The sequence below is a fragment of the Finegoldia sp. P2-F-LR genome (genome assembly GCF_052932265.1).
Window position 1 is genome coordinate 1 of sequence record NZ_JBRFJF010000014.1, and the last position, 13,125, is coordinate 13,125.

Here is a 13,125-nt window from a genome sequence, read left to right on the forward strand (position 1 = left end):
AAGATTTCTATGAGATTACTTGAAGAAAACAAGATAGATAGGTCAGAGGTGTAAAGATAGTAATATCAAAGCTAACTGATACTAATAAATCGAAAACTTGACTGGAAATATATACTGTTATTGATTGGAAATGAAGAATTGAATAAGTATGGTGATAAAAGCAAGAGGGATACACCTGTACCCATGCCGAACACAGAAGTTAAGCCTCTTAACGCCGATGGTACTACGATGGAAACGTCGTGGGAGAGTAGGTAGTCGCCAAACAATTAAGGTCTAACGTGATTTAATCCGTTAGATCTTTTTTATTTTAATCATAAGACCTACGATCCCACTTGTGGGAGAGCTAGACCTAACAGAAATCTTTGATTTCGTCGTAAGTCTGGTGCAACCAGTTGCCACGAATCTTTAATTCGTTGGAACTGGCGGCACGTAGGTAGTCGCCAAACAATTAAGATCTAGTGATGACAATGTCCGCTAGGTCTTTTTTTGTGCGTTCTTTTAACTATATTAAGATAGAAAATGATTTATAGAATTCGCTATATAACAGTTGCAAGATAAACATAGGTAATGAAATAAGCAAACATCTCGCATGAATATCTTGAGAAAAATTTAATGTTCTCACTCGCTCAGCCTCACTTCAGAAATCTTCTTTTAAAAAATATTAATGGAAGATTTCCTCGTTCGAAGCGTCGCTCATAAGAAGCATTAAATTTTATATGGTGATATTCTTAGCTTCGATTGTTTGCTTGAAGGTTTCGCAGTGTTGGGGATTGCAGGACGAAGATAGAAAATTGTAAAAAAATTTTCGCTAGACAACAGTTACAAGACACACGTAGGTCAAAAAATATGCAAACATCTTGCACGAATATCTAGACTACGAAAATAAATAAATTCTAAGCTTGTGAACCTAAAATCGCAAACTCGCTAACGCTCAAACAGTGCGATTTTTTAACGGTTCCCTTCGCTTGAATTTATGATTATTTTCTCCGTATGATATTCTTAGCTTCGATTGTTTGCTTTAAGGTTTTGCGGTGTTGATGATTTCAGGGAGAGGATAGAAAATGATAAAAAAATTTTCGCTAGACAACAGTTTCAGGATACACATAAGTTAAGACCATAGCAAACATCTTGCACGAATATCTAGACTACGAAAATAAATAAATTCTAAGCTTGTGAACCTAAAATTGTGAACTCGTACTATGCACTCAAACAGCACAATTTTTTAACGGTTCCCTTCGCTTGAATTTATAATTATTTTCTCCGTATGATATTCTTAGCTTCGATTGTTTGCTCGAAGATTTCGAAATGTTCAAGAATTGAGAGACACAGATATAAATTTTTGATAAGAATCACTAGACTAGGATAAAGGACGTATAGATTTAAATAGAAAATTATAAAATTAAATCACTAGACTTAGGGGAAAACAGAGAAATAAAAGGATAAAATGATAGCCACTAGATTTCTAGTGGCTAGGTGTTCATTATTTTGCTTTGATTACGAGTTGTTGGTTTGGTCTTTGTAATTTTGCGTTTATGTCTTGTGGTAGGTCGATTTTTGCTTCTTTTCCTGCAGATTCTAAGTTTACTACGTATTTTATTGCGTCGTGTTCTTCTTGTTCTTCAACTTGTGCTGCTTTACCATTTACATTGATTTTTGGCGCTTGTAAGTTCAAGATTGTTTTTGCTTTTTCTGATGATTTTAAGTCTTCTGGAATTTGTACGATGAAGTTTAATGTTTTAGGCATTTCTGCTACTTCAACTGTTGTTTCTTGTGCTAATTCTTGATCATCAGCTGTCAATTTGTAAGCGATTGTGTTTGTTAATACTTTTTGCAATTGTTCGTTTGTCATTTCAGCTGTTAGGTCGTTTACTAATACTTTTGAACTATAACCTTGTTCTTGTTCTTGAATTTTTGCGTTTAATTCTTTGATTTTGTTGTTAGCGTCGTTTAAGTTTTCTAGGGCAAATTTCTTGTCTGTTTCAACTTCTTTTAATTTGCTTTCTAATTCTGATCCTTTTTGGTTAGAGCATGATGCCAATACAACCATTGATAATACTAATAATACTGTTAAAAATTTCTTTTTCATAATTCCCTCCAATTAATTTATTCCAACTCTATTATTATACTATTAATTTGGGAAAATTTAAACTATTTTGATAGAAAAGTTGAGATATTTGTTTCTTAAATATTTTTATAATTATTTGAGTATTTAAGTGTAAAGCAATAAATATTATTGACAAAATAAATTCAATCTGGTATAATAGTGTTGTTAATTTATATATATAAAAAGGAGGGTATATTTATGAGTAACAATAATAATGACTTTAAGCCTTTTATTTCGGCCGATAAGGTCTTGCCAGAGCTTACACCATTCTCTATTATTTTCGGTATTATCATGGCAATTGTATTTGGTGGAGCTAATGCATATTTAGGTCTTAGAGTTGGCTTGACAGTTTCTGCATCAATTCCTGCTGCAGTTATTTCAATGGGAGTTATCAGATTGATTTTCAAGAGGGATTCTATTTTGGAAAACAACATCGTTCAAACTATAGGTTCCGCAGGGGAATCAGTTGCCGCAGGTGCTATCTTTACAATGCCAGCATTATTTATTTGGATGAAGGAATGGAATGAACCAGCTCCATCATTAATCGAAATAGGGGTTATTACTCTTATTGGTGGTTTATTAGGGGTTTTATTCATGGTTCCGTTGAGAAATGCTTTAATAGTTAAGGAACACGGGGTTATTCCATATCCAGAAGGAACTGCTTGTGCAGAAGTTTTATTAGCAGGTGAAGAAGGTGGATCCAAGGCTAAGCTTGTATTTAAAGGTTTAGGTTTGGCTGCTGTATACAAATTCTTTGCTGATGGTTTGAAGATTTTCCCATCTTCATTATCAAAAGAAATTACAGTTAAATCTTTCTCAGGTGCTGGTATAGGTATCGACCCACTTCCATCTTTGGTAGGTGTTGGTTATATTTGTGGTCCTAAGATTTCTGGATATATGCTAAGTGGTGCAACTTTAGGTTGGTTAGTTATTATGCCACTTATGAAATTATTCGGTGGAGACAACATAATCGGTGCTGCAGATAAGGCTATTTCTGCTATGACTGTAAAAGATATTTGGGGTACTTATTTAAGATATATAGGAGCTGGTGCTGTAGCTACTGGTGGTATTATATCTTTAATTAAATCATTGCCACTAATTATTAGAACTTTCAGAGATGCTATGAAAGACTACAAATCACAAGGTTTGGGTACACATTCAGTTCTTCGTACTGAAAAAGATTTAAGTATGAAATTCATAGGAATAGCTATTCTTGCTATCGCAGTTGTAATGGCTGTTTTACCAATTATTCCAGTTGGACCTATTGGCTCAATAATTATCGTTATATTTGGTTTCTTCTTTGCAACAGTATCATCACGTTTGGTTGGTCTTATTGGATCTTCTAACAACCCAGTTTCTGGTATGACTATCGCTGCTTTATTGATAACTTCAATATTAATCAAAGCTATGGGAAATACTGGTCACGATGGTATGATGATGGCAATTTCAATCGGTACTGTAATCTGTGTTATCGCTGCTATTTCAGGGGATACTTCACAAGACTTAAAGACTGGTTTCTTGGTTGGAGCTACTCCATATAAACAACAAATCGGTGAATTAATCGGTGTTACTGTATCTGCACTTGTAATCGGTGCTATCTTATGGTTATTAGATTCATCTTGGGGATATGGTTCAGAAGAACTTCCTGCACCACAAGGAATGTTGATGAAACTTATAATCGAAGGTGTAATGGGTGGATCACTTCCTTGGGGATTAGTTTTCGCCGGAGCATTCATCGCTATTGTTGTTGAAATTTTAGGAATTCCAGTATTGCCATTCGCAGTTGGTTTGTATTTACCAATTAACACTTCTTCTGCAATAATGACTGGTGGTTTGATTAGATTATTTATTGACAAGAGAAAAGTTAAAAATGAAGAACTTAGAAAAGAACAAGCAGAAAATGGTGTATTGTTTACATCTGGATTTATCGCAGGTGAAGGTGTTGTAGGTATTTTACTTGCTGCATTTGCTATAATTAAAATTGGCGACAAGACATTAGCAGATGTTCTTGACTTATCTTCAAAATTCAACATTGGTACAATTGGATCAATCATAGTATTCATATTGTTATTAGCAGTTCTAGTTAGAACTTGTATTAAAAACGTAAATACTAATGAAGCGAAATAAAAATTTCCTAGAATTTATTCCTGAAGTCAATGACAAGATAGAGTTTTATGAAAAAGATGATCTTGTGTATTTAGTAAAAAAACACAATCATATTTTTGATAAGATTGCTCAAAAGATGTTCTTCACACCAAAAGAATCCAACATCAAGCTTGAAAGTTACGGTAGTGATGTTTTCAGGATGATTGATGGCAAGAGTAACATTATAGAAATTGGGAATAAATTAAAAGAACAATATGGAGATGAGGTAGAACCTCTATACGAGAGACTATCTCAATTCATACAAATTTTATACAACAATGATATTGTTAAACTCAAAAAGAAGTCTGAATAAGGCTTCTTTTTTTATGCAGAAAATGGAAATAGGCAAAGAATTTCGCAAGATAACAGTTGCAGGACACACAGAGGGCAAAAATCGGAGAAAACATCTCGCACGAATATCTAGACTACGAAAATAAATAAATTCTAAGCTTGTGAACCTAAAATTGTGAACTCGTGCTACGCACTCAAACAGCACAATTTTTTAACGGTTCATTTCACTTGAATTTATGCTTATTTTCTCCGTATGATATTCTTAGCTTCGATTGTTTGCTTTAAGGTTTCGCAGGATTTACAGTTGCAAGACATACGTAGGTCAGAAAGTAAGCAAACATCTTGCACGAATATCTAGACTACGCAAATAAATAAATTCTAAGCTTGTGAACCTAAAATTGTGAACTCGTGCTACGCACTCAAACAGCACAATTTTTTAACGGTTCCCTTCGCTTGAATTTATGCTTATTTTCTCCGTATGATATTCTTAGCTTCGATTGTTTGCTTAAAGGTTTCGCAGGATTTACAGTTGCTTGACACAGACAGGTCAGAAAGTAAGCAAACATCTCGTACGAATATCTTGGGGAAAATTTAATGTTCTCAATCGCTCAGCCTCACTTCAGAAATCTTCTTTTAAGAAAATTTAACTGAAATTTCATCGTTCGAAGCGTCGCTCATAAGAAGCATTAAATTTTATATGGTGATATTCTTGAGCTTTGATTGTTTGCTTGAAGGTTTCGCGAAAGTCATGGATTGCAGGATAAGGATGGAGAATTGCTGAGAAAAGTCGCTAGACAAAATTGAATGACAGACATGAGGAAGAAATTAAAAAAATAAAACAAAATAGAAAAAGCATAAAATTAATCAAAAACAGATAGTTTTCTTTAAAATTTACGGGGAAGGGAGTGAAAGAAAATGGACACAAAAAAATAAGAGTCATTTTCCATCTTCTGAAACAACTCTTATTTTCCGAGCAAACTGCACTTAAACTGAAATTTTGGTTCGATCATTTCCTTATCCACTCCTTAATAGTAATCTATCAGATAAACTTGCTTTTCAAGATATAACGAATCAATCTTTAAATCTTTAATTAACTAAAGTTTTCGATACATAGGATAAAATTTTAAATTTTAATGTTTTAAGTTTAAATGTTTAAAGGTTCTAGTTTTATTTGTCTTCAAATAAAACGGGTAGTATTCCTGCATTTTTGTTTATATATCCTTTTCATCGGAATCAATAAACTAAAGTAACAGTTGTGCTCTACAATTTAGATATCTTTTATTGTAGTATATATATACCCACTGAAAATTGTTTTAAACACTTTTTTGAAGTTTTTTTGAAAAATTTTTAAAAATAATCGAATAAAATTGATTTTGTTTGAAATTTCTTCAAATGAGGTATAATAAAAAAACACATGATTTAATATCATGCGCATATAAGAAAGGAGTAAGGGGAGTCAACTCTGGAAAATTTTGAAGGCATGAGAGTTTTCCCCTCTAACTTGTTAACTAATTTAGATGTGAAGTAATTGTTTTATGATAAACCAAAATATTGGAATAAATATTGCTGGAATGTAATCCATGATTTTGAATTTTTTGATTTCTAGCATATCTATACCAAGTAGGACTATCAACAATGATCCTAATACGGAGATGTTTTCAATTACTTCTGGTACTAATACTTTGCTTAGTGATGTTGATAATAAAAATATTAGTGTATTCATCACAAGTCCAACAACGCCTGACAGTGCAACTGTTAATCCATATGTTGCTGAGAACAAAAATGTTGTGATACCGTCTAATATTATTTTAAATTGCATTATGTCAGCGGATCCGCTTAATCCTAAATTCAATGGAGCAAGGATTGCCAATGATCCGATATTTTGTAGCATTATTAATGCAATAGCGCCTTTCATGGACGAGCCAGATGAGTCTGGAACTTTGTTTTGTAAATATTCTACAAGGTTAGCTAATTTCTTGTCCAAATCAAGACCGTTACCTATTATAGCACCGATAACTAAGGAAATCAACATAAAAATAAAATTATTTGTTTTTACACTTCCTTGGATTCCCATTATTAATATACAAACAGCGACAACGTCCATTATACTTTTTATTAGTTTTTTTGGTAGGAAAGATTTCAAAAGTCTTCCCAAAAAGGCTGCGACTGCAACCGCTATAACATTTATTAATATGTAAAACATCATAATCCTCCACGAAATATGATAATATATTTTATTCAATTTGTAAAGTAATATTTTTAATAATTAACAATGTAATATTTGAAAGTGATAAAAATATGCAAATATAATATCACAATAAAATAATCCGCATAAAAGCTACATACTAAATAAGTAAAAATATATCAATAATTTGTAAAATTTAGGAGTTCGATATGAACGAAAAAATCGAATTAATCAAAACTAAAGAGATAAATTTCCTCAAAGAACTGGATAATTCTGTTATCAGATTTAAGCACAGTCTTCCTCATCACAACGATAGTTTGTTAAATAGGGTTCTTATGGAAAAATTCATATCTCAATCTAAGATTGATTTTTATGAGGAATATAAGGATGTATCTTCTCAGTATAATTACATATACACTAAGAATAAGCTTGTAGAAGAAAGATGCGATGAAATCATTCAGATTTTTCAAGATATGGAAAATGATATGAGTTTTTTGGACGATGCTATCAAAAATTCTGGAGATATAGAAAAAGGATTTAATTTTAGGTTTTATTTGAAGGAAATTGTAGAGAGTTATAAATTTTCACGCGATAATCCAAAAGACACAGACAAAAAAAGCAAAAGAGCTCATCTTAAATCGAAAAATAAAAGGGAGTTCATAATAAGTGAGTATTCAAAGGATAGCGTGTATTTGTACAGTGTTAAGAGAAGTCTGAAGCAAGTGTACAAAAAGAGAATAAATACTGAGGTGAACAAGCTTAGGCGTGATTTGTACGATTTGAGAAAAAATATGAAGGTTGATCCCAAGGATTACGATACAACATTCAAGGCTTTATATTTAATTCCTGGTGTGGGACAGCTTCAGTTCAATCAACTGTATAAGTTTTTGATTATGATTGCGATATTTTTGGCGAGTGTGTTCATTCTCATTGGAGATACGCATATTGATAAATTGGATGAGTTTATGATTGGTATATTGGTGGTTTTGGAAATTATCAATATAGTAAATTATAAAAAAATCGTCAGAGATATTAATAAAGGAATTCGTCCGAATAATTTTAGAGAGTCGATTATTAACATTAAATTAAAGGTTAAAAGATTTTTCATTAATAATATTAAACTTATTTACTGGGTACTGTGTGGAATAGTTGCTGCTTTTAATATTTTTATTGTGATTGCAACTGTTTTGGGAGAGGATTTGACGTTCGTTCTGAAAAATTACGAACGATTTTACATTCAGTTTGATTTGAAGATAGTGTGTGCGTGTGCTCTGCTTAGTGTGATGGTGTTTTCGATTGGAGAGATTGCATCTTTGATTGTGTGGAGGATTTTCTCCAGAGTTGACAAGGAATTGAATCTTTTCATGTGTATTATATCAATTGCATCACTGTTTGTATTGCTGATGTTTCCAAATGATTTTGTGTTTACGAAAATATTTGGAATTTTTAACCAATATGTACTTCATGACCAAAGTTTGATGTTAATTTTCAGGTTGACTTTTTGGTTACTTATAGGTGCGCTAACAGCTTATAACGTGTATTCTATGCAAAGAATAGGATTTTTCTCTAATAACATCAATTATTTGATGCACAATGACGATATGAACAAGTTTGAGTATTATAGATGGGTTGTGTTTCCAATTTATTCTAATAAGGTTAATTTGATTACGATTTTGTTGAATTTTATGGCTTTTTATGTGATGTTTTGTTTCACTGGAGTGTATTTTTCTCACATGGTCGATATTTACAATGAGGGCGCTATGGATATTCTCATATTTTTTGTAAGAAAGCTTAACAGTAATTATTATTACTTGATAGGTTTTATAATTGTAGCGATATTTTCTGTTGTCAATTTGTGTTGGGATATTATAACTAAGATTAGGGTTAGAAGGTAGTTATGGATATTGTATTTGAAAATTATAGTACGAATTATTTTGAAAATTTGACAGGGAAAATCACTCAGAATTGTCAGATTTTTTCAAATAAAATAACTTTGGATAAGTTCATAGCTGTATTAATGAATGTAAAATACGCAAATGGCAAGATGTTAATAGATGGGAAGATTTCAAACAATGTGATATCAAAGTATCGTGGATTTTATGTTGTGGATGAGTTTATGTTGTATGAACATTTGAATGTGTATGATAATTTGTCGTTGGCGTTGCGTTCAATGAAGATGTCTCCTGTGACAATTTACAGGAGAATTGAGAGTTTGAATGAAAGTCTGAATGTGGATTTGGATAATAAGTTAAAAGAATGTGATGATGATACTATCATCAAACTTTTTTATGCGAAGGTTGTGTTGGCGCAGAGTCAGTTTGTGATTATAAAAAATTACAATAATTACACAAAAATTTTTGCTAAGAAAAATATGAGAAAACTTACTCAAATGTTTGATGAGAAGAATATCAACTATATTATTTTGTGTGACAAGAAGAAAAAATTAGTTGATGATTTACCGATTTTAAAGCTAGGAAAGAGTAGAATTTCTGATGTAAAATGATTTGAACATTTTATTAAAATTATATATTTTTAGCTTTTTGAAAAATTTTAATACTATATTTTCAGTGTTATTTCACTTAGATTTGTGGTAATATTTAATAGGAATTAATACTATAAATTGTAGTTGGGTTTTTATAATCCACTATATACACGATAAAAGGGAGTAATAATGGAAATAAAAAAGAGAGATGGCAATATTGTCGATTTTGATAGATCGAAGATAAAATTAGCCATGAAAAAAGCTTATGCTTCTGTAGGAATTTACGCAGAGGAAAATGAACTGGAAGCTATGGCACAAGAAATTGAAAACACTATTGTGAACAAATATCCGAAAAATCATGTGGTTACTGTGGAAGAAATCCAAGACTTGGTGGAATTGATTTTGATTGATCACGGTCAATACAAGGTTGTAAAATCTTTTATTTTGTATCGTGCAAAACATACCACAGACAGAAAAGTTATCGAAGAGTTCGAAAGATTTATCACAGATGAAGATGTCATCGAAATCATTAGATATATTCAAGAACACTACGATTCTACTAGGTATTCGATTGAGAATTTGTATTTGAAGTTCGAATCATTTGTTAAGCCTAATTTGTCGCAATACGATATGGTGAATTTATTGTCGAAAGCTTCTGGAGAACTAGTTAGTAAGGAAGCTCCAAATTGGGAATATATTGCATCTTTGTTTATGAATTATAATTTGAAACAAAATATTAAAAAGTTAGAAGTTCAATACGATCTTCAAGACTTTAAATCAAAGATTAAGTTTTTGGATGAGAGAGGATTGTATGGTTCATACATCAGAGAAGTGTATACTGATGATGATATTGACGAATTGGAAAAATACATTGATGACGATAGGGATAAGTTATTTACATTCAGTGCTTTGGATTTGATTATAAAAAGATATTTGATTAAAACTCATGACAACAGAGTGATGGAATCTGCACAAGAAATGTTCATGGGGATTGCGATGCATTTGGCACTTAAAGAAAAGGATAGAATTCATTGGGCAAAGAAGATCTATGATAATTTGTCCACATTGAAAGTGACTGTGGCAACTCCTACAATGAGTAACGCCAGAAAACCATTCAATCAATTGTCAAGCTGTTTTATAGACACTGTTCCTGATACTTTGGAAGGAATTTATCGTTCGATAAATAATTTCGCACAAGTTTCTAAGCATGGTGGTGGAATGGGATTGTATTTCGGAAAAGTTCGTGCAAATGGATCCGACATTCGTGGTTTCCAAGGTGTTGCAGGTGGAGTTATCAGATGGATTAAACTTGCAAATGACACTGCTGTTGCAGTGGATCAATTGGGAGTGCGCCAAGGTTCTGTAGCTGTGTACTTGGATGTATGGCACAAAGATATATTGGAATTTTTGCAACTTAGAACGAACAACGGTGATGACAGAATGAAGGCACACGATGTTTTCCCATCTGTTTGCTATCCTGATTTGTTCTGGAAGATGGTTCGAGACGATATCGACGGAACTTGGTATATGTTCGACCCACACGAAATCTCTGTGAAAAAAGGATATAACTTGGAAGATTATTATGGAGACGAATGGGAAAAAAGATACAACGAATGTGTGCTTGACGAAAGTATTTCCAGACGTAGCATAAAAGTAAAAGATTTGGTAAGACTTATTATAAAATCATGGACAGAAACAGGAACTCCATTCACATTCAACCGTGATACTGTAAATAGAATGAATCCAAACAAACACAAGGGAATGATTTATTCTTCGAATTTGTGTACAGAAATTATGCAAAATATGAGCGAAATTCATTCTATTAGTGAAACTATAGAAACAGAAGACGGAGACGATATTATCGTTACAAAAACAAAACCAGGAGATTTTGTTGTGTGCAACTTGGCTTCTCTTGTTTTGGGAAATATTGATGTGAACAATGATGAAGAATTAGAAGAAGTTGTGGAAACAGCGGTTAGAGGGCTTGATAATGTTATTGATTTGAACTTCTATCCATTGGAATACGCAAAGTACACTAACAAAAAATACCGTCCAATCGGACTTGGAACAAGTGGATATCATCACTGCTTAGTAAAAAACAATATTATGTATTCGGATGTTGAAAAACATTTGGAATTTGCAGATAAATTGTACGAAAAAATCAATTACTACGCTATTAAAGCAAGTAATAAAATCGCCAAGGAAAAAGGATCCTACGAATATTTTGAAGGCTCTGATTGGGAAAATGGTGAATATTTCAAATTAAGAGATTACAATTCTGAAAAATGGAACGAATTATACCATAATATTAAGAAAAACGGAATGAGAAATGGGTACTTGATGGCAGTGGCACCAACTGGTTCAACTTCTATAATCGCAGGAACTACTGCGGCAGTAGACCCTGTAATGAGCAGATATTTCCTTGAAGAAAAGAAGGGCACAATTGTTCCACGTGTTGCTCCAGGACTTAGCCCACAAACATTCTGGTTGTACGAAAATGCCCACGAATTGGACCAAAACATAACTGTAGATGCTACAAGTATAAGACAACGCCACATCGACCAAGGACAATCGGTCAACATTTACATCACGACTGATTATACGATGAGAACTATATTGAATATCTACATCAGAGCGTGGGAAAAAGGAATCAAATCCATCTATTATGTTAGAAGTAAATCATTAGAAGTGGAGGACTGCGATAGCTGCAGTGCATAATTTTTATGAAAAAATTATTATCAGTAATGTTGAGCTTGGCGCTTGTACTTGGAGTTACAGGTTGTAACAAAGAACAAGAAAAAGTTGAACCTAAAGCTCCAGTAGAAAAAGTTCAACCAAAAGACGATTTAAATGGCAAAAAGCCAAGCGAAATTGATTCGTCTATAAATTACGATGAATACGTGGATACGAAGGGCAAATTAATCAAAGTCATCAAAAAATTGCACGAAACACGTGGCAAAGAAGAGGTAGTATTCTTGGGCAATGACAAATCACAAGTCGAAAATTTCATGAATGAATACGACAAAAACGATAAGAAAACTGCCGAAGAGAATTTGGTGGTTGGCGATATGAAATTCGTAAAAGATTCTTCAATCGGTAAACCAATCTTCTCCATGAAATTAAAATCGGTTTTAAACGAAGATTTCAGAGATAATCCTTATAGCTTGGAATTCACTTACAAATACATCGATAAGCTAAACGAATTGTCAGAAAAAGTAAAAGGCAAGGATGATTTTGAAACGGTGAAAAATTTGGCGAAAGTTTTGATTGACGATTACAGATACGATCCACAACTTTCATCGACATTTGGTTGTGATTTGTTGTTGAACAAAGAAGGAACTTGTAATTCGTTTAGTGAACTTGCCAATGATGTGCTAAATAATTGCGGAATTTATTCTGAAATTTGGTGGGTGGATTCAATGCCTGACGATGAATTGGACAAAAATTCCAATCCATATCGTAACCATTCGATTGACAGAGCAAAATTAAATGGCAAGATGTATTTCTTGGATTTTACTCATTCTACGATTTCTCACAAGAACGCAAAAGACTACGGATTTGAAAATAGACCGAAGCTGATTATGGAGAAATTACCAGAAGTAGAACGCGGCAAAAACCAACTATACACTGGATATTCAAAAGTTCGTGAACCTATTTTGGTTAACAAAGGATTCTGTGATGGACACTACAGTATAGATAACCCTTACGCAAAGTATTCTGACCTAGAATTGGGATGGACAACATACGGGCAATTACTGGATAACTTGCGTAAAAATCCGTACTTTAAGTAGTTATAATTAAATGATAAAAAAGTTTTTAAAAGTTTTTTGAAAAAAAGCTTGACAAATATTTTTGGAGCGTGTATTATATATCCATAAGCTAAATGAATAAACATTAACGTTGATAAGAAGAGTAAAC

At 32.6% G+C, this 13,125-nt stretch carries 8 protein-coding genes, 2 rRNA genes and 1 other annotated feature (1 of these 11 only partly in view); of the genes, 8 read left to right on the plus strand and 2 right to left on the minus strand.

The genetic code is table 11. From position 1 onward, the window contains the following. Both ACU68W_RS08565 and rrf read left to right on the plus strand, forming a co-directional pair. Positions 1–105: ribosomal RNA gene (locus tag ACU68W_RS08565) — 23S ribosomal RNA — on the plus strand; the annotation flags it as partial. 42 nt (positions 106–147) lie between these two features. Beyond that, positions 148–264: ribosomal RNA gene (gene rrf, locus ACU68W_RS08570) — 5S ribosomal RNA — on the plus strand. A 1,216-nt stretch (positions 265–1,480) separates the two neighbouring features. On the opposite strand, the gene ACU68W_RS08575 is transcribed toward rrf, so the two are convergent. Next, entirely contained in the window at positions 1,481–2,086 is a 606-nt protein-coding gene (locus tag ACU68W_RS08575; protein WP_094205273.1) for a hypothetical protein, read from the minus strand. Positions 2,087–2,302: 216 nt separating this feature from the next. On the opposite strand from ACU68W_RS08575, the gene ACU68W_RS08580 reads away from it, so the two are divergent. Both ACU68W_RS08580 and ACU68W_RS08585 read left to right on the plus strand, forming a co-directional pair. Further along, positions 2,303–4,231: an OPT family oligopeptide transporter gene (locus ACU68W_RS08580; protein WP_094223185.1), complete on the plus strand. Its 1,929-nt coding sequence runs from the start codon at positions 2,303–2,305 to the stop codon at positions 4,229–4,231. Beyond that, the gene (locus ACU68W_RS08585) at positions 4,218–4,562 is read left to right on the plus strand and encodes a PqqD family protein (protein WP_094223186.1); all 345 of its coding nucleotides are present in this window, start codon (positions 4,218–4,220) and stop codon (positions 4,560–4,562) included. Before ACU68W_RS08580 ends, ACU68W_RS08585 begins: the two co-directional genes overlap by 14 nt. A gap of 1,491 nt (positions 4,563–6,053) precedes the next feature. Here ACU68W_RS08585 and ACU68W_RS08590 read toward each other — a convergent pair. Further along, positions 6,054–6,743, minus strand: a complete 690-nt coding sequence (locus ACU68W_RS08590) for a DUF554 domain-containing protein (RefSeq protein ID WP_094205280.1) — start codon at positions 6,741–6,743, stop codon at positions 6,054–6,056. A 191-nt stretch (positions 6,744–6,934) separates the two neighbouring features. Between ACU68W_RS08590 and ACU68W_RS08595 the strand changes: the two genes are divergently transcribed. The 4 genes from ACU68W_RS08595 (at position 6,935) to ACU68W_RS08610 (ending at position 12,998) form a co-directional block, all read left to right on the plus strand. Continuing rightward, a complete protein-coding gene (locus tag ACU68W_RS08595; RefSeq protein WP_094223187.1) occupies positions 6,935–8,620 on the plus strand; it encodes a hypothetical protein in 1,686 nt (561 codons plus the stop codon). 2 nt (positions 8,621–8,622) lie between these two features. Then, positions 8,623–9,228 carry an ABC transporter ATP-binding protein gene (locus ACU68W_RS08600; protein ID WP_094205282.1) on the plus strand — a complete coding sequence of 202 codons (606 nt, stop codon included), beginning with the start codon at positions 8,623–8,625 and terminating at the stop codon, positions 9,226–9,228. A 168-nt stretch (positions 9,229–9,396) separates the two neighbouring features. Beyond that, a complete protein-coding gene (locus ACU68W_RS08605; RefSeq protein ID WP_094223188.1) occupies positions 9,397–11,925 on the plus strand; it encodes a ribonucleoside-diphosphate reductase subunit alpha in 2,529 nt (842 codons plus the stop codon). A 5-nt stretch (positions 11,926–11,930) separates the two neighbouring features. After that, positions 11,931–12,998 (plus strand): hypothetical protein, encoded by a 1,068-nt coding sequence (locus ACU68W_RS08610; RefSeq protein ID WP_094223189.1) that lies wholly within the window; start codon positions 11,931–11,933, stop codon positions 12,996–12,998. Between the two features lie 100 nt (positions 12,999–13,098). Further along, positions 13,099–13,125 (plus strand) — a binding site (T-box leader) (it continues 224 nt past the right edge of the window).